This window comes from Jeotgalibacillus sp. R-1-5s-1 (assembly GCF_004405105.1).
Classification (GTDB): Bacteria; Bacillota; Bacilli; order Bacillales; family Jeotgalibacillaceae; genus Jeotgalibacillus.
Genome location: NZ_SORW01000015.1, coordinates 18479 through 36661 on the forward strand (window position 1 = coordinate 18479; position 18183 = coordinate 36661).

The following is an 18183-nucleotide window of genomic DNA, read 5'->3' on the forward strand; positions in this document are numbered from 1 at the left end:
AGTCAATCCCTCCTTAAGTAGATTCCTGCGGTTGCTTCTACATCTCTCATGGAATTAGGTGTTTTAAATACCCCATTTTCCTTCATTCCCAAAGGATAAAGAAGATTGGATATGTCTTTTTTTCTATTGCGGCTATAGACAAGCTGGCTTAATTCGATAGCTTCCTCCCATTGTTGGAATAGACTATTCAAGTGATTTTCCACCTCTTGTGGAGAAGCTTTCATTTCTTTTGCCCGATCAATTAAAACTTTTTGTATATCTTCTCTGATCTTTTCATTTTCACTTAAATTCCCTGGAGCATTTGCCTTTGTCATCTCCGGAAATCCCAGCCTTGCCATTGATACGAGCGCTCCTGCCAGACCTCTGTCCCGGGCCCGTGATGCAAACGGTGTAACACTGATAGGTTCAACGTATCTGTAAATAGCAGAATGATAAGCAAAGTATTCTTCATAATGAGAGATATCTCTTGGGCGGATCCAGTTATAAATGGTAAAGACCAATCCTGGAAACTCACGTCCAACACGGCTTGTCGATTGAATATACTCAGCAGTTGTCTTAGGCTGTCCATTGACTACCATTAAACCTAACCTTGATACATCTACGCCTACAGAAATCATATTGCTTGCAAGCAGCACATCAATGGGTTTGTTTTTTTCTCCTTTATAAAAAGGTTCTTCAAGTCTTTTTAATATTTTTGGGATGTCAGATGAGTTAATACGGCTCGTTAATTCCGGCACATTTCTTTCATAATCTCTTATTTTATATTTATAAAGAGATTCTTCCGTCTCGTTTTGATTTTCCAGTGTTTTCATCCTGCTTGGTACATCATCTTCAATAAGACGCACAGCTCCTCCCAGTTCCCGTAAGCTATTAAAATAGCCTACAAGCGTCTGGTAGGGATCCAGTGACTCTGAAGAATATTTTTTTTGCATTGCGGTGGTGCTGGCTAATTGATTAGCGTAGACTCTCAATAGAGAGGTCTTCATACTTCTTCCGGGAGGGAATATTCCTACATATAGTCTCCCAGGGTACTCGTCTAATGCTCTCTGCTTTGCAAAAAATGAGTCTTTATGTGATAGACCGGGACTTGGAAAGATACTTGCTTTCCTCGTGAATAATCCTTCGATTTGTTTATCTGCATTTCTGATTGTAGCGGTTGAAGCAACAATTTTTGGACCTGTCATAGTGCCATTAATATCAACTGACGCAAGATAATCAATTGCAGTTTCGTAGAGCCCCACCATCGTTCCGAGAGGACCTGAAATTAAATGTAATTCATCCTGTATGATCAATTCAGGCGGATATAGATTTGCAGCATCATTAATTGTTAACCCTTGGCTTTTAGTAACGTGAGAGACAAATTTTCTTTCATCAGAGGTCTCCCCGTTAGAAATAAAACCCCACCCGTTTTTTTCACCTTTTACTTTTCCAAATAAATTCTGGACCTCAGGCTTCCATGGCATACGGGCAAATTTATCAACTGTTCCGATCAGCATATCCGGAAGCAAGCGGTAAATCTCTTCATCCGTCATAAGCACTGGAATACCTTCTTTTGATGATGAAGGATGATATTGACATTCTTTGTTGCTGCAATGAATAATAATCCGACGGGATGGTTTGTTAGCTTTATAAGTTTTAAGAAAAACTTTCGACTTCTCTTTATCATCTTCATCAATTAGCGGTTCTCCACACCATGGACAGGACACAAGTTGGACCGGTGTACCTTTCGACGAATCAAAGTCTAAAGGTCTTTTATGAATAATAGCATCCTTTATTGAAGCAACCGTCTTTTCAGCATCATCAAAGTTATTGGGAACACTGCTTTCCCCCACCCATAATCCAATACGGAATGGACGGTCTCCAAACATTTCAGGGTTTTCCAGTCTGATTGTTTCACATGCGCAAATCATCGATGCAGCTCTTTGAAACTGTTGGATCGTAAGCAGGCGAAGAGTGTACCTCATTATTACGGCTATTCCGGCATCATTCCGGTATCCCTGTGTTTTTCTCATTCTGCGGAAAGCAAGTGTAAATGCTGCAAGACCCAGGTAGGCTTCAGTTTTTCCGCCTCCAGTGGGAAACCACAATAAATCTGCGATTTTTCGATCCGGTGATTCCGGATCTGTAAGTCCCTCCAGATTTTGCAGAATAAATGCAACCTGAAAAGGTCTCCACTTTGCTTCAATCTCTTCCGTTTTTTTGCCGGTTCTCGCTGCAACAGATTGTTTACGCTGAAGGGCCATTGCTCTGTTAGCAAAACAGAATGAATTGAAGTAGACTGTATTGTTTTTTGAATTTATAAGTTCCAAGCCACGTCGCATTCTGTTTAATGATGCCTGGCAATTATTCATGTGCTTTTCTGCTGTCTCTTTATGAGTCTCTACTTTTATATCTGATATTTCTTCAATCCTTTTATTTATCCATACCTGATATTCATCGCAAAGTGGAGTAAGAGCTTCTTTAATTTCTTCCCCGTTTTTCATTTTTGATAACTCTACCATGTCCAGAGTCCCCCCTTTATCCCAATCAGGAGGAATTACCATTGGAATCTCGTAAGCGGGAATCACATGTGTTTCAAGAGCGCCTGCTCTTTTTTTGTCAGGGGAAATATCTGCCCAGTGCACAGAGATACTATGCCCTACAGCAAATACAGACTCATCTCTATAGAGCAAGTCGTTGGTTTTTGTATCTTCATCTTTATAATTTTCATCATTATTTGAAAAAGCCTGCCTGACTACAAAAGGCAGGTTGTTTAAACCTGTCAGCCTGATTTTTGGTTGAAATAAACATTTGTTATCTATTTTATGTTCATCAGTTTCCTGTAAGTAGCGGTTTACGAGAAACAGACTTACTGCATATGTATCCCCATAGGGTCTGGATAACCATTCAATTCTTATTGATTTATTATCAGGAAACATCAGACTGTTTTTTTTTCCTGTTTTTTTAGAGAAATCAATAGTAGTGTCAGAAAGAGAGTGCTGAACACGCTTCCAATGTTCATCCTCACCATTTTCTTCATACATACCGCAATCAACATTTATATTCACACTGGAGTTATTTTTATCAATCAGAAATGAAATGCCGACAGCGGAAGGATTCATCGCTTTAGCAAGTGGTGAAAGAGATTCCATATTTTCCTGGTTCGTATGTTTACCTTCAGAACTGTTTGTTTCATTCTCTTCTGCAGCCAGAGAAGAATTTATAGGCCAAAGTATGCCTGTTAAATATTTTTGCAGCGGTTTTCCTTTAATGATTTCATCAATTGATTCGGGCCCTATCAGGTCCTTTTTCAATCTGTCTAACATCTCATTTCTTACATCGAGAAATTCTCTTTTCGTCATCATGTTTCTCCTCCGCTCTATAATAAGCTCTATAAATATTAAATCATGAAAAATTGAAGTGTACCAGTAAATTGGAAACAATGTTAAAATAAATCTAACTACCCAGATTAATTTCTGAAAGGTGATAATATGGATATAATTTTAGATAAATTGAATGAAGAACAGTATGAATCTGCAGTCTCGGAAGCTAACTATCTTCAGATTAGTGCAGGACCTGGAACCGGGAAAACATCTACATTGGCTGCAAGGATTTTTTATAAGCAATTTTCGGAGGGACTTAACCCTGATGAATTGATTGCAATTTCCTTTTCAAGATCTGCAAAGGAGCAATTAATTCACAAAATGCAGGAATACACAGATTTAATGGGGTATGGAAGTATTATTGATATTATGACTTTCCACAGTTTGGCTCACCGTATAATCAGGTATGGGGTTTTCACTGGAGAAACAGAATTCAGAGACGGATTCAGAGTGGTCAATACAGAAGATTACTATAAAATTAACCCTGAAATTATTAAAGATTTATGTAAAGAATATGCCAGTCGTGAATTGGCAGCACAGGCCCTGGCAAAATGCCTTAATTTACTGAGACAGGGCAGTCATTTGGAAAATGATGTATTGATTCACTGGTCAGCAATTAAACCCGGAAAAGTATATAAAATCAATATGGACGCCAGCACAAGGATAAACATCCATAGTCCAGACATTATTGAATACTGGAAGAGGGTAGAGAGATTATTCAAAATCAGGAACGAACTTGATTATCAGGGGCTTATAACGGAAGCCGTCAATTTGTTATTAAAGAAAAAAAATACTTACAATATAATAACAGGAGAATTGAAGCATATTTTTGTGGATGAGTATCAGGATACTTCAATTTCACAGGAAAATCTACTGGTTGCCTTAGCTGCAGAGAAACAAGATATAACTGTGGTAGGTGATGAGAATCAGACTATTTATACTTTTAATGGTTCTAATTTAGAAAATATGAAGCGTTTCTTAAAGAGATTTGAGAATATTCCGAATAAAAAATGCAGACAGATCCATCTAAAGCAAAATTACCGTTCTACTAAGAGTTTAATTAATCTCTCAAATCATTTATTAGAGAGAGAATTGATTACTCCAACTGATATCACTCCCTATAAAGAAGATTATCAGCCGGTGATAGTGGATACACAATCAATAGAATTAGCTGCTGTTTATATTGCCAGAGAAATTTATCATTTAAATATAGTAGAAAATGTAGCTTTAACTGATATTTGTGTATTATTCCGAAAGGATTCCGAGCACTCGCCTCAACTGGAAAGTTTAAAAAAAGAACTCGATCTTTTAAATATTTCTTATGACGAAAATGCAAGGGAAACAGAAAAAAAAGCCGATGTGAAGAAAGAGATTTTATCACTCTATGAAAAGTACCCTGATCATGAATTAAGTGAATTACTGGAATTAATAAAAGAAGATAATTTCAGTGAAGAAGCAGCCATATTTATAAAGGATGCCATAGAGATGGGGGCGAAAGAATCAGAGGAACTGATTGACTATCTTATAGACATGGATGAAAAGCGTTTTACAGATAATGACTCTAAAATCAAATTGAGAACTGTTCATTCATCGAAAGGGCAAGAGTATCAGATCGTATTTGTTCTTTATCTGGGGGACCGTCAATTCCCACATGGCAGTAATCCGGATGTTGAAGAAGAAAAACGACTTCTATACGTGGCTGTAACACGGGCAATAGATCGGTTATATATTTTAGGAAAGCATGGTGTGCATGCTGAGGACTTTCTTGGTAAATGTATCACAGCACCCAATATTAATTATGTGCTTTTTAATACCAGAGTTGAGAAAGAATATTTAGAGGGATATGGTTTAAGTCAAGCCGATAAAGAGATAATAAGGGAAACTTCAAAGGAACAGGAATATAAAAATGATCAAAACAAAAAAAGACTGACAAAATACATGGAAGAGTGGTGAGGGTAATGAGAAAAGTTATTCAATCAGGGGAAATCAAATTAACAGAAAAGCAATCCAGTTGTGTCCGATTTAAGCCTGAAGGTTCGCTTCTGGTTAGAGGAATACCGGGCAGTGGTAAATCTACAATCATTCTGGCGAGAGCTGAGTATCTTTTAGAAAAACATCCGGATGAATCTGTGGTTATACTGACCTATAACCGGACATTATGTAATTATGTTAAACAATTATCAAAAAAGAATGGGCAGAACATGCTGGATGCTATTACATTTCATTATTGGGGCCAAACGTTACTCAAAGAAACCGACTATCCCCACACCAGATTAATTTTAGGAAAGCAGCGAAACGAAGTTGTCCGATTTGCAAAAAATATTGTTAAAAAAAATAATGATCTCTTGGAATTTCCAAATATGCCAGGGAAACATGAGCAAAGAGAGCTTGAGAGTTTTTTAGCAGATGAAATAGAATGGATAAAAGGTAACAGAATCAGCAGCAGAAAAGAGTATCTTGATGTTTCAAGGGCAGGCAGAGGAACTAAGATCAGAGTTACAAAAAAGCATAGAGATTCAATATATGATGTGCTTGAAAAATACAATGAGCTTTTATGGAGATATGGAAAATATCAGGGGGTAGATGGAGAGGACCTTGCTAACTTACTTATTGAAAAGGTACATATGATTCCGTTGGATAAACGGCCGGATCATATACTTGTGGATGAAGCTCAGGATCTTCACACTGTTCAATTACGCGCTATTAAAGAGATAGCCAAAAAGAGTTTAACGATTGGTGCTGATAAAGGTCAGCAAATCTACCGGAGAACTTTTACTTGGAAACAGGCCGGAATTGAAGTGGCGGGAAGCCGTAGCAGGTTTCTGGATGAAACTTTCAGATCCACAAGACAAATTATTAGACTGGCTAATCAGTTTCAACAGTCAGATGAGTTATATATTAAAGATGAAGAGTATTCGCAGGCAGTAGAACCTGATATAGAAGGATCTGTCCCAAAGGTTTGTTTTTGTGACAGCAAATCAGATGAACTGAAAAAGATTATAAGATATATAAAAAATATTAGAAGTTCATTTAAAGAAGACACAATAGGAGTTATCGCCAGAACTAAAGGACAGATTGAAGAATTTGAATCAGCTATATCAGCAGAGGGTATACCGGTATTTAACATTAAAGAGGATGATGCAGATATCATTTCTCCGGGTGTAAAACTTATCACTTATCATTCATCAAAAGGTTTGGAGTTTGATCATGTCATTGTTACCGGATTGAAAGAAGGAGATCTGCCATATAAAGGTGCCGGTCCTGGTGAAGATGAGGAAGAGTTCATATCAAGAGAGAGAAAAAAATTCTATGTTGGAATGACAAGGGCAAAAAAGACTTTATATATTACTGCAAGAAGACCATATTCATCTTTTATTGCAGAATTAAATGAAAATCTTTACGAGGTTGATAATAAATAAAACACTGGCTGTCAGTGTTTTATTTATTTCAAGTTTACTTGTTAATTACTCCTAAATAACCTTATGATATAATATCAAAAATAGTTTTTATAAAGGAAGAAGCAGGATGAGGAAAATTAAAATTCTTGATCTATTTGCAGGTGGTGGTGGTTTTTCTACAGGCTTCCAAATGGCAAAGTTCAAAAATCTGCAGTATGAAGTTATCAAAGCACTTGAAATAAATGAAGAGGCATGTAAGACACTTGAGAACCACTTGGGAAAGGAAAAAGTATGTAGTGGGGATATAACCGATCCCGCCATAAAAGATAAACTGGTTGACGAATGTCAGGGTGTAAACGTAATTATCGGCGGACCGCCCTGTCAAACATTTTCACTGGCAGGTCCTGCCAGGTCAGGTACTCTCGAAAAGCGTGAGGCATTAAAAAATGATCCGAGAAATACTCTTTATAAACATTTTTTTGATGTAGTAAGCAGAATAAAACCGCAATTTGTTGTTTTTGAAAACGTACAGGGAATAACTTCCAAAAAAGTGAAGGAAAAAGGGTTATCAGAAAAAGATTCACAAGTAATAGAATTAATATGTGATGAGTTGGAATCATTAGGTTATACGACTGAAATAGAAAACAGTTTTACAAAAAGATATCAGATATTGAATTCAGTAGATTTTGAAGTTCCTCAATTTCGAAAAAGAATAATAATAGTGGCAAACCGTCTCGATCTCGTAAACCCGGTACCTGTGAGAAGTAGTAAAGAAAAGTCAGTAAAAGATGCTATTTATCACTTGCCTTTAAGGTTGCCAATTATAAGCTCTAAAGGGTTACGGAAATTAAAAAACATAGAACACATTTTAAAGAACCTGAACTATTGTTTAGAAGTTTTTATGGAGAATTTGAGTAGTTTAGCTGAAAGAGAAAAAGATAAGCAAATAAAAAATAACTTAGAAAATTTACATCAAATACTTCTACCGGAATACGAAGAATTAAGAAATAAGAAGAGTTACAAATTGCTTGGTTTGGAGAAATTTTTAATTTTATATAATGAATCTATCAAAGAGCTTGGTCTTGAACAGAATATAAGTGTATCGGGTTCATTTACAAATCATAGTTCCCGTGCTCATAATTTCAGAGATGTAATCGTTTTTATCCTTACACAACCAGGAAGCAACTCCTCCAGATTTATGGATAAAAAATCAGCTGATTATGATAAGTTCTTGTCAGATTTATATCCTTACAGCAGAGATAAGCACAAAGATACTTATGTAAAACATTCTTGGGATAGACCTTCCAGCACTATTCTGGCTCATATGGAAAAAGACGGTTTGAAATTTATACATCCGGAACAGCCCAGAACTTATACCCCTTATGAAGCAGCTCTAATTCAGTCTTTTCCTGATAATTATTCTTTCTACGGAGGCAGAAATGCACAGTATCGACAGATTGGTAATGCAGTACCACCTTTAATGGCTAAAGCTATTGGTCTGGAGATTTTAAAGCTTATTGATACTTATCAATCTGTTTTAAAGGAAGAAAAAGCACTGGCGAAATTTTAATTGTATCTTTTTAGCTGTGTAATAATGTTATGGCTCCCTTAAATCAGGGGGCTTTTCTATTTTTTAGGATATTTAGGATTTTTAATTGATTCAACTCAAATTTTATCGGGAATATCCAATAAAAAAGGAGTTAAACATATGGCTGATGTCATGAGTAAAGAACAGCGCAGAAAGAACATGCAGGCGATTAAAGCGGTCTCCAAGTTGGAAGACATTGTGGCCGGGGAGTTGTGGAGAAAGGGAATGCGTTTTAGAAGAAACACAAAAACTCTTTTTGGAAAGCCTGATATTTCAATTAAGAAGTATAAAGTTGTTATATTTATAGACTCCTGCTTCTGGCATCAGTGTCCTATCCATGGGAATATGCCGAAATCAAATAAAGAATTCTGGCGGGGAAAATTAGACCGGAATATTGAACGTGATCAGGAAGTAAATCACTACTACAGAGAAAATGGATGGCATTTGAAAAGAATTTGGGAGCATGAAGTTAAGGAAAGTCTAGATGATACTATACAGACCATTATCAGCTTCGTGGATAAAGCAAAAAAGGCTGAGAGTTAAAAATTTGAGTCGGTTAAATATAATAAAGCCAGCTCTTTTATAGAACTGGCTTTGAAAAATCAAAAAATATCTACATTTTTAGCAAGTTTTCTTTTTTCAATCAAACCATTTAACAGTTCGCTTGGTTTTTGATAATAACAAATACATAGTTCTTTTTGAGCTCTAGTAGCCATTATATAAAGAAGTTTTGCATTACGTTTTCCTGACGGATAAGTCTGTTCGTCCACGTTAGCCAATAATACAGCATCAAACTCCATCCCCTTGCAATTTAAAGCTGACAATACTGAGACTTGAGGAAAAGACTCGGACTGCTGATTAATGTATTCTATAGGAAATGAAAGCTCATCTTTAAGGTAACCTGCCAGTTTTTGTGCTTTTCCCTCACTATTGTGGATGATAGCGATTCTGTATTTCTTCGTCACCCAATCATCAAGCTTCTCTTTACATATATTAGCAAAATCAGAAGAATGGAGAGTTTGGTAATACTGCACAGGGACTCCTAAATAGGTAACAGGAACGACATTATCCTCTTTAATTTTTACATTCTCAAAAATTTTATTTGATACTTTTATGATTTCCTGTGTTGAACGATAGCTTGTTTTAAATTCCAGCTTTTTGATTTGCTGACCGAAAATTTCATTCAAGTCATTCCAATCGGAAAATCCATAATTTTCTATCAGGTGCTGCCTGGTATCTCCAAGTAAAGTAATTGATTGACTCATCAGATTGAGTATGGATAGATGCATATAGGATAAATCCTGTGCCTCATCTACAATAATGTGAGTATATTTAGTTTTATAAAGAGTTCTCTTTTGTTCAATGAATAATATACAAACCAAGTCATAATAGTCCAATGGTTTTTTCACACTATCCACCAAGTCCGTTGGAAGACTCTTATCAATTATTGAGGCCTCTTCAAGTAAGTTTTTGGATTGAAGAAAGGACTGATAAAAATTCACACTGTTCTGTGTTTGCAGCTGATTCTTCACCTGCTTTTTGAAACGTTCAAATTCCTCTGCAAACGTACTTTTTTTCAGCTCCAATAAATGATCAATATCTTTTAACAAGGCACTCTCCCTGAGTTTGGTCATTTTATTGCCCGAGATAAAAGTTTTTTTGAAGTTATAGATCATACCTTCGTGTTTTTTAATTTCAATATCTATCATATCTCTGCCATATGAAATAAGGCGCTGAATAAACTTTTCAGTTCTTTGAGGAAAATCTAAAAATAAGAATTCATCATATAATCGTCTGATCTCGTCTGGAGAGATTTTCTGACCTGCGATGTCAATTGGTGTGGATAATAACTGCTCGTATAATAAAGCTTCACAGTTAATGTATTCTTCCAGCATTTTTGTAAAAGTTTTTGAGTTTTTGAATGTATCCATCACGGAGACACCATTATGCCAGAGCTTTTCTATAGGTGCCTCTGTCATTTTCGCCGGCCAGTTATATTCTTTTCTAAGTGCGGAAAGAAATTCATTTATTAAATATGCGAACGTTTTTTGTGGAACATGTTGAATCTGTAATTCAGGCAGTAAATCTACAGCGGATTTAATAAACAGTGCAGACGGTCCTATAACGAGAAATTTCTCAGCGGGAAGTGCAGGATTGTTATACATTAAATGTGACAGTCTGTGCAAAGCAACAGATGATTTTCCTGAACCGGCAACTCCCTGGACGATAAGGTTTTCTGAGATCGGGAGCCGGATTGCCTCGTATTGTTCTTTTTGAATGGTTGCAATAATTTCTTTGATGTAACCACTCGATGTTTGGTCTTCGAATAACCTTTTTAAAAACAGATCCTGAAACTCAACATCAGCTTTTTCCCCGAACTGCTCGAAAGGCTTTTTCCCATCCGTGTATTCACTTTTCATATGCACAAGTTTTTTATTCTTTATTTCATATTCAGATTTTGAGTGAACAAAAACCTTTTCAGCCCTTCTGTCTTCACTTATTTTATAAGTTTGATCAGGCGATTCAGAAAAATAATTATAAAAGATTTTTGCTATAGGCATTCTCCAGTCAACAACAACGATGTCCTCATCGTGATTAATAATGCCATGCTTCCCGAAGTAATATTCAGTTTCAGTGGTTTCATCGTCGTGTGTAAGTCTTACTGATCCAAAGTATGGTTTTTTCATGGCTTTAGTCAGGTTATGTATTTCTTTTTTTCCAGATTGATAAGAAATCCTGTCGCCGGGCAAGTCTTCTTTGTTTTTAAACTGGTTCATTTTCTGCTGGACAAACTCTCTGATAAAAATTTCCCTGCTGTCCAACCCTCTGTAAGTTTCATCAAGCCTCTCAACCGCCTGATTAAATTCTTCTTTAATCATGATATTTCGTCCTCCTATTTCGGGCATCAAGTAATATTAATTATGTTTATTTTACCATTCATAATAGGTAAAATGGATAATATGAAAGAATATTCTAAATTATTTTCGGGTGGAGGGATCGAATGGATTTTATCTATGAGGATCAATTGCTGGAGATTGTTTGGAGCAATGAGAGCAATTATTTGCCAAGTCTTTATGATGTTAAAACCGCTTGTTTTAAATGGCTAGAAAATAAGCCTCCAATAGAAGACAGTGATACAAGAATAGTAATTGAATTCTTATTAGAACATGCACTTATAATGAAGCAAATGGGTGAAAAGAACATCTTTGTTGCTAAGGAAACCTTTAAGGAAATTTTAAAGGTTCACAAAGAAAATCCTATTGCCCTTTATCGCTTAGCTTATATTTATTATTCAAAATCCGCCTGGAAGATAGCTCAGTTGTTTTTTGAAAAAGCATATAAAATGAATTTCCAAAGTCTTTATTTTAATTTGAAGAACGACCAGTTGGTCAAAACACAGCTTTATATTGCTGAGTGCCATATAAGGCTTGCCCGTGAGGCTTTTTCCATAGCAGTTGAAGAAAATGAAGATTTGGATTTAAGCGATAGGGATATAGGGATAGAAGCCGAATCACTATTAGAGATAATTAAAGAGCAGTTCGATTTAAACAGATACGAACTTTATAGAAAAAACAAGAAGAGTTTAGTATCTAGAGGACATATTGACTACGTCTATGAAAATTTGGATTTGAATGAAATTCTCCTATTTGACGATGGACGTCAATGGTACTTGGTATGTGGAGAAAGAGATAAAGAAATAAGCCCAGCTTTAGCATTTTTCATCAAAGTGATTACAATGGCAGATTTTCAGATGGTGTCTTATGAACTTTTCAACCAATTATCTAACCGTTCATATGATGTATTTAGAAGATACAAAAGTGATTTGTCGAAATTTATGTTAGAAAACTTTTCAATCAAAGACCTGTTCTCTAGTGAATCCTTACCATTAAAAACAATTAAAATTAATTCGAAATATAAATTTAGCTTAGCTATTCCTACAGACGACTCCTATTCTAAGTGAAATTTTGACTGTGAGAGGCAAATCACAGCCACATAATATAATGTGTTCAACAAACAAAAGGAGTTGTTGAACATGAACCAGTTTAAAATGTTGTTGGTGAGTTATGGGATTCCAGTGAAGACAAAAGAGGATTGCTTCGTTTTAGAAGGATTGAATGATGCTACAATTAATTACGTGTTTAACGTGATGGATCTTGCAGAAATTGACTATGTAAGAAAGAGTGAAGTTTCTTTTTCTCTCCACTCTTCTGAAGTTGACAAAGAAAAATGGGTGGGTGCACTCAGATCACTAAATGATTCAAGGACTGAAATGTCATTTAAGATCGAGGAATTACCTCTGTGGAAACTTGATATCAATATTGCAGGCCTGATTATTCAGTTAAACAGACTCGGACTACCAACAGTCTTTTCATGCGATGGTCATGGTGAGAGAGACGGGGATATCGCTTTTCAAAGTCGGGAGGATGCAGAAAAAGCCTTGAGGTTTCTTAGGGTTTTAGGAGCAAGAATGACAGTCAACAGAAGGTCATTAATAATTCCGAAGTCAGAGATTGAATCACTTCCGATCCTTGCAGCCTACCTCTCAGCTTACGTGCACAGTACAGATCAGCGATTGTTTAAAAAAAGCTTTGAGCAATTCCTTTTTGAGCAGCAGCTTGAAGAAATACTTCAAATACCGGGTGAAAGCGGAAATGAAGATCGAATCAGATCCTATTTGATTCAAGAGCTGAAAAAGTTAGGTTGTCATTACACAGTCGATGAAATGGGCAATATTCTGGCAGAAAAGAAGTTTGGATCAGGACCGGTTATTCTGCTGAATGCGCATATGGATACTGTATATCGCATTCATGAAGAAAGAGAAATTATTAAAAACGGATCAGAGTGGAGAAGCTCTAAAGGCATTTTAGGTGCTGACGACCGTTCCGGAATTACGGCAATCATCATGCTGCTTAAAAACATCAGCCGACGAACATTTTCAGGCACTCTTAAAGTCATCTTTACAGTTGAAGAAGAAACAGGTCTGAATGGCGCGCGAGCTGTTCCTGACCATTTTCTCTGGAATACAGAAGCCGCCTTTGTGCTTGACCGAAGAGGGTCAGGTGACCTGGTCACCCACAACACAAGGCAAAGCTTCTGTAAAGAGACCTTCGCACAATGGCTTGAAGCCGTTGCAAATGAGGAAGGCTTCAGTCATTACAAAACGGTACGGGGAGGCAGCAGCGATACAGCCATCTGGGCAAAGCACGGAATCGATTCTGTTAATATTTCGATCGGCTATAAACATGAGCATACCGAAAAGGAAACGCTTAATGTGGATGACTGTTTTCAGACTTATGAGCTGCTGAAGGTTTATCTTTGTAGAGTTGGGGAGATTAGAAGAATTGGAAGAGCGGTGCGACGCGTCAAGTAATTATTGAAGACTACTAATTTAATTTTGTTCGGATTCTGCAAATGAAATTTTTAAATTATCTATATATGAAATACACTTTTATGTGAACTGTCCGCTAGACAAAATACAATAAGGCCACAAACATCTTATATATAAATTTAAGCCGACATGTAGCAAGTAGTTATACAATTATCCCTTTTTGAAGATAGTCAAAAAGGGATAATTGTAATGATGGAGAGTATAAATAACCAAACAAGAATTTATTTTTATGTAAATTTAAATTAGAAAACAACAGGAATATTTAGTAAAATACAATTACTTCTTACTAAAAGCTTAATGATTGTTAAGGTTTAATAACAGTCTTTTTGAAGATATTAAAAACGAACGAGGTGTCCAACATGCAAACCATCTATTTCGCCGGAGGCTGCCTCTGGGGTGTGCAGGCGTTTATCAAGACGCTGCCTGGTGTGACGTGGACGGAAGCAGGGCGGGTGAATGGTGCAGGTCAGACGCTTGAGGGTCCGTATGATGGCTATGCGGAATGTGTGAAGGCGGTCTTTGATCCGGATGTGGTCACGGTGGATCAGCTGATGAGCTATTTCTTTGAAATCATCGATCCGTATAGTGTGAACCGGCAGGGGGATGACGTTGGGGAGAAGTACAGAACCGGCGTATACAGTGATGATCCCGCTCATTTACAAGCAGCGAGCGCGTTTATACATAACAGACCCGACGCCGACCGGATCGCCGTCGAAGTCCTGCCGCTCACCAACTACGTAAGAAGCGCCGAAGAACACCAGGACCGCCTGGCAAAATGCCCGGATGATTACTGTCATATACCTGAAGAGGTGTTGAATAAGTATAAGGTTAAGAGTTGAGGCAGGGGATTGTGAGGTTACGGCCGGAGTTCGTCAGGTTACCCGCGACTTTCGTGAGGTTAGAAGGCAAGTTCGTGAGCTCCGTCCGCGGATTAGTCAGCTTTAGGGAAAGTTTGTGGGTTTAGTGTAAATAGACCCAGGCATTCTAAGAAGCTCACTCTATGAAACATCTCGTTTATCAAATGATGCAAAATACACGTCCCCACAAATTGGAGGAAAAAATGCATAAGAAACCATTGATGATTACGATTTTAGCGATATCCTTCATTTCAGTGATCTTACTCGGATGGGCCATTTTTGAAAGCAGTAATGACGGTGTCTTTTTTACATTGATAGCAGTGTTGTACTTTATATTTGGCATAGCTAACTTTTTGTTTTTTATGACCAACTATAGAGAGAAGAAAGGATATGCGGCTGTCTATTTTTTGGTTGCTGTTTCTTTTTGGGGACTCTCGATTTTTAATTTGAGTGTTTATGTATTTTAAGATTCATTTATATTAGACCAGGTACATGATTGTCGCACACAAGCGACGAATCATGTACCTGGTTTATTTTATGGTTGTCAATATTTCTTCAATCTGCTCAATATGCCGGTGCTCGTGTTCTGTGATGAGAGTGAATACACTCATGGCGGGGATATCGCCAAATCGCGGATGTGTGACGATGTATTGTTCTATTTGATTGTTTTCGTTTAAAAAAGCTGCGGTTTTGTTTCGGGATTTTTGCAGCAGTTGAATGCATTCCTCGGCGTTTCTGCGGACGGAAGAGGGCTCGTGCTGCGCCTTCATTTTGACGGAGCGATCCCGCAGGATGGAGAAGTCTTTTGCTTTTGCATAGCCAATGTGTTGCTGCTGGATGGCGTGTTCCACGAGTCCGAGAAAATTCACTTCAGCCACTGCCAGATGCTCGACCACCTGTGCCACCGTCCAACCTCCATTTACACCGGCAGTGTTCAAATTCTCATCGTGTAGCGGACTGATCAGATTGACCAGTTTGTCTCTTGTTTCAATCAACTGTTGATCCATGATGGTGTCCTCCTTTACGAGCGAAAAGCGGTTCATATTTTGATAAGATATTAGCAGTATTATAAGGGAGGCGTCTGTGTAAATGAAAACCATTGAGCTTACGAAATGGAGTGATGTGGTTGTTTCGGAGGCTGCTAGGTCAACCGTGGCGATCACAAATGATCATGAGATTCTTTTTCTTGCGGAGGGTTTTGATCAATCCCCAGCGTGGGACGACCAGACATTTAGAGGGGATTTTACTGTCCATCTGGTTGACCAGAATCGTGTAACATCAATCGCTGTAAAGGATCTTCCGTTTGTGCCGGCTAAATTGGATACATTTGAAGACGGATCGGTTTTGATGGCATCAAAGACGTGCTGGAAATCCGGAGATGATATTCAGCAAAATGCGAGGAGGTACTCACTCGACGGGGAGTGTCTGGATGAGTTTGTGCTCGGAGACGGGATTTCAGGCCTTGCGATTGATGATGAGGATAAGATCTGGGTAGGCTATGATGAAAGAGGAGTAAAGGACAGCCACGGTTGGGACGAGCCAATTAGCCAGTCGGGATTGGTGGCTTTTTCGAAAACGGGAGAGATCCTGTTTAATCCGGAGATGCAGGGCGCTTTCAAATTCAACGCGCTGAACGTGGAATACTCTAATGAGGTTTATGTTCATTCCTCGGAAGTTTCACATTTCGTTCATTTCGATCGTTTTGACTTCATGCAGAACGTATTTATGGATCTAGATGTCGACATTGACGGATTTATGCTGCTGCTTGATGATGAGATGCTCGCATACAAGGCTGAAAAACTCTATTGGTTTAAAATGAATAAACTGTTTGAGTATTATGAAGCAAGAGACGAGATCATGTTACAAGACGAACATGGCAGGAAACTCGACATGAAAAATGCCACGATCAGAATGCGAGGATCCGACTTCTTTTTCATACATGATAATGGAATTTACCATACAAAAGCGTATCCAAATCCGGTTTTGTGATGGTAGAGTGGGGTTGTGAGGTTACGGCCGGAGTTCGTCAGGTTACCCGGGACTTTCGTGAGTTTAGAGGACAAGTTCGTGAGTTCCATCCGCGGATTTGTGAGCTTGCGGGGAAGTTTGTGAGGTTAGTGTAAATAGACCCAGCTGGCGGACGTAGAAGGTGTTTTGTTCTTCGAATGAAACACCTTCTACGTCCCCGTTTTCTCATTTCAGATGGTAATCGAGAAAGGCAAGGGTGTGGTGATTGATTTGTTCATGATGGACGACGGGTGCGAGCAGTGATGAGTAGAGTGGTGCATCTGCAAAGCTGATGTGTGAGGCTTCGCTGATGGTCAGTGTGCTGGCTCCATGGCTGATGCTCAGGTCTCTGCGGCGCATAAGCTCTTCGATATGTGCTCTCAGCTCCTCTTTTGTTTTTCCTATGCTGGCTAGCTGTTCATTGGTTAGTGCATCGACTGCTTCAAGATATTGATCTGTGTCGAGTGAGGAATCGGCTGCCATGAGGAGCAGTGGCTTGTCTGTATAGTCCAATTCATTGGAAAGGCCGAATAATCCACCATCCATGTTAATGGCTGCTTTGATCCGTTCATCCTTTTGAAGCAGGTAGGCAGCAGTGGCGCCCCCGTAGGAATGTCCGATGAACGCAATGTGATTCAGGTCCATTTGCTGCTGGATATGATTGAATGGCTGGGTATCTTCAAGCTGATCAAGCACAAATAATGAGGTGTCTGCCCACGTGTCGATGTGCTGATCAAGCTCTTCGACCTGTGCGCCTACAAGATGCTGGTGTTCATCTGTGATGACACGGCCATCAGGATAGACGGTTGCTGCAGCATAGCCGGGATAATCAATGCCGATCACGATGTAACCGTGGCTCGCGAGCTCTTCGACCTGAAACGTATTCTGATTCCGAATTCCGCCAAGTCCGTGTGCAAATAAAACAACTGGAAATGGTCCGTCCTGAGAGATGTCAGCGTTCATCCATGCATTCGTTTTTACATGGCTCAGGTGCTGCAGTGTAAATCCCGGTATCCCGAACGTAGCAGCCAGTGCCTGTGTGACCTCGGGACCAGACTCCATATAATGCGCCTTTTCACCATCAGTTGAAGCGGTCGCAGGGTACCAAATTTGCAGATTGATATCATGTTCATTATTTTTGATATTTGCGATCTCGGTGCCAACCGCAAACTCACCGGTCGTCTGATCGAAATGGAAAACAGGAAGGTAATACGTCAGTGCCAGTGTAATTAAAAGAGCAAAAGTGATGAGAATGGCATTTAAGCTTATCAAAAAGCGGTTTCGCTTCTTTTGTACAGGACTGTCTTTCAGCAGCAAAAGTGACAAAATTAAAAATAAGTAGGACAGCGTATGATACCAGTAAAAGCCGCTCATTAACAGAAATAAGATATTTAAAGTCAGAACGGCTGCAAACAGCCAGCGTTTAAGTCTCGTTTCAGGTCTGAAAAAGTAGAGCCAGGCAAAATATAATATCGTGATCAGAGGAATAACCAGATCAGTCAGATTCATTGGAATCATCCTTTCGTTTGTTGTTATTCCTCATTGTAAAGAGGATCTCTTACCAGCATCTTTCTGATTTCTT

The 18183-nt window shown here is 38.4% G+C and carries 13 protein-coding genes; 9 read left to right on the plus strand and 4 right to left on the minus strand.

The window, feature by feature from the left end:
• Positions 1-2: 2 nt before the first annotated feature.
• Positions 3-3422 (minus strand): DISARM system helicase DrmA, encoded by a 3420-nt coding sequence (drmA, locus tag E2491_RS07330; protein ID WP_244093908.1) that lies wholly within the window; start codon positions 3420-3422, stop codon positions 3-5.
• A gap of 48 nt (positions 3423-3470) precedes the next feature.
• Between drmA and E2491_RS07335 the strand changes: the two genes are divergently transcribed.
• From E2491_RS07335 to E2491_RS07350, 4 genes are all read left to right on the plus strand, one after another.
• On the plus strand, positions 3471-5315 hold the full coding sequence (locus tag E2491_RS07335; protein ID WP_134374497.1) for a UvrD-helicase domain-containing protein: 1845 nt from the start codon (positions 3471-3473) through the stop codon (positions 5313-5315).
• A gap of 5 nt (positions 5316-5320) precedes the next feature.
• Positions 5321-6781 (plus strand): 3'-5' exonuclease, encoded by a 1461-nt coding sequence (locus tag E2491_RS07340; RefSeq protein ID WP_244093909.1) that lies wholly within the window; start codon positions 5321-5323, stop codon positions 6779-6781.
• Positions 6782-6887: 106 nt separating this feature from the next.
• Positions 6888-8330 (plus strand): DNA cytosine methyltransferase, encoded by a 1443-nt coding sequence (locus E2491_RS07345; RefSeq protein WP_134374499.1) that lies wholly within the window; start codon positions 6888-6890, stop codon positions 8328-8330.
• Between the two features lie 138 nt (positions 8331-8468).
• Entirely contained in the window at positions 8469-8891 is a 423-nt protein-coding gene (locus E2491_RS07350; protein ID WP_134374501.1) for a very short patch repair endonuclease, read from the plus strand.
• A gap of 59 nt (positions 8892-8950) precedes the next feature.
• On the opposite strand, the gene E2491_RS07355 is transcribed toward E2491_RS07350, so the two are convergent.
• On the minus strand, positions 8951-11227 hold the full coding sequence (locus E2491_RS07355; RefSeq protein WP_166805820.1) for a HelD family protein: 2277 nt from the start codon (positions 11225-11227) through the stop codon (positions 8951-8953).
• 122 nt (positions 11228-11349) lie between these two features.
• On the opposite strand from E2491_RS07355, the gene E2491_RS07360 reads away from it, so the two are divergent.
• The 4 genes from E2491_RS07360 (at position 11350) to E2491_RS07375 (ending at position 15061) form a co-directional block, all read left to right on the plus strand.
• Positions 11350-12309 carry a tetratricopeptide repeat protein gene (locus tag E2491_RS07360; RefSeq protein WP_134374505.1) on the plus strand — a complete coding sequence of 320 codons (960 nt, stop codon included), beginning with the start codon at positions 11350-11352 and terminating at the stop codon, positions 12307-12309.
• A 72-nt stretch (positions 12310-12381) separates the two neighbouring features.
• The gene (locus E2491_RS07365) at positions 12382-13719 is read left to right on the plus strand and encodes a M20/M25/M40 family metallo-hydrolase (RefSeq protein WP_134374507.1); all 1338 of its coding nucleotides are present in this window, start codon (positions 12382-12384) and stop codon (positions 13717-13719) included.
• A 377-nt stretch (positions 13720-14096) separates the two neighbouring features.
• Positions 14097-14576, plus strand: a complete 480-nt coding sequence (locus E2491_RS07370) for a peptide-methionine (S)-S-oxide reductase (RefSeq protein ID WP_134374509.1) — start codon at positions 14097-14099, stop codon at positions 14574-14576.
• A gap of 161 nt (positions 14577-14737) precedes the next feature.
• Positions 14738-15061, plus strand: coding sequence for a hypothetical protein (locus E2491_RS07375; protein ID WP_134374511.1), 324 nt, complete (start codon positions 14738-14740; stop codon positions 15059-15061).
• 63 nt (positions 15062-15124) lie between these two features.
• On the opposite strand, the gene E2491_RS07380 is transcribed toward E2491_RS07375, so the two are convergent.
• Positions 15125-15601 (minus strand): DinB family protein, encoded by a 477-nt coding sequence (locus E2491_RS07380; protein ID WP_166805821.1) that lies wholly within the window; start codon positions 15599-15601, stop codon positions 15125-15127.
• 82 nt (positions 15602-15683) lie between these two features.
• Here E2491_RS07380 and E2491_RS07385 point away from each other — a divergent pair, with 82 nt between their 5' ends.
• The gene (locus tag E2491_RS07385; RefSeq protein ID WP_134374515.1) at positions 15684-16583 is read left to right on the plus strand and encodes a hypothetical protein; all 900 of its coding nucleotides are present in this window, start codon (positions 15684-15686) and stop codon (positions 16581-16583) included.
• Positions 16584-16787: 204 nt separating this feature from the next.
• On the opposite strand, the gene E2491_RS07390 is transcribed toward E2491_RS07385, so the two are convergent.
• Entirely contained in the window at positions 16788-18110 is a 1323-nt protein-coding gene (locus tag E2491_RS07390; RefSeq protein ID WP_166805822.1) for an alpha/beta hydrolase family protein, read from the minus strand.
• Between the last annotated feature and the right edge of the window lie 73 nt (positions 18111-18183).

Bases quoted from the DNA above. Each gene is read 5' to 3' on its own strand.
- E2491_RS07335 (WP_134374497.1), top strand. From the start codon at position 3,471: ATGGATATAATTTTAGATAAATTGAATGAAGAACAGTATGAATCTGCA.
- E2491_RS07340 (WP_244093909.1), top strand. From the start codon at position 5,321: ATGAGAAAAGTTATTCAATCAGGGGAAATCAAATTAACAGAAAAGCAA.
- E2491_RS07345 (WP_134374499.1), top strand. From the start codon at position 6,888: ATGAGGAAAATTAAAATTCTTGATCTATTTGCAGGTGGTGGTGGTTTT.
- E2491_RS07350 (WP_134374501.1), top strand. From the start codon at position 8,469: ATGGCTGATGTCATGAGTAAAGAACAGCGCAGAAAGAACATGCAGGCG.
- E2491_RS07355 (WP_166805820.1), bottom strand. From the start codon at position 11,227: ATGATTAAAGAAGAATTTAATCAGGCGGTTGAGAGGCTTGATGAAACT.
- E2491_RS07360 (WP_134374505.1), top strand. From the start codon at position 11,350: ATGGATTTTATCTATGAGGATCAATTGCTGGAGATTGTTTGGAGCAAT.
- E2491_RS07365 (WP_134374507.1), top strand. From the start codon at position 12,382: ATGAACCAGTTTAAAATGTTGTTGGTGAGTTATGGGATTCCAGTGAAG.
- E2491_RS07370 (WP_134374509.1), top strand. From the start codon at position 14,097: ATGCAAACCATCTATTTCGCCGGAGGCTGCCTCTGGGGTGTGCAGGCG.
- E2491_RS07375 (WP_134374511.1), top strand. From the start codon at position 14,738: ATGAAACATCTCGTTTATCAAATGATGCAAAATACACGTCCCCACAAA.
- E2491_RS07380 (WP_166805821.1), bottom strand. From the start codon at position 15,601: ATGGATCAACAGTTGATTGAAACAAGAGACAAACTGGTCAATCTGATC.
- E2491_RS07385 (WP_134374515.1), top strand. From the start codon at position 15,684: ATGAAAACCATTGAGCTTACGAAATGGAGTGATGTGGTTGTTTCGGAG.
- E2491_RS07390 (WP_166805822.1), bottom strand. From the start codon at position 18,110: ATGAATCTGACTGATCTGGTTATTCCTCTGATCACGATATTATATTTT.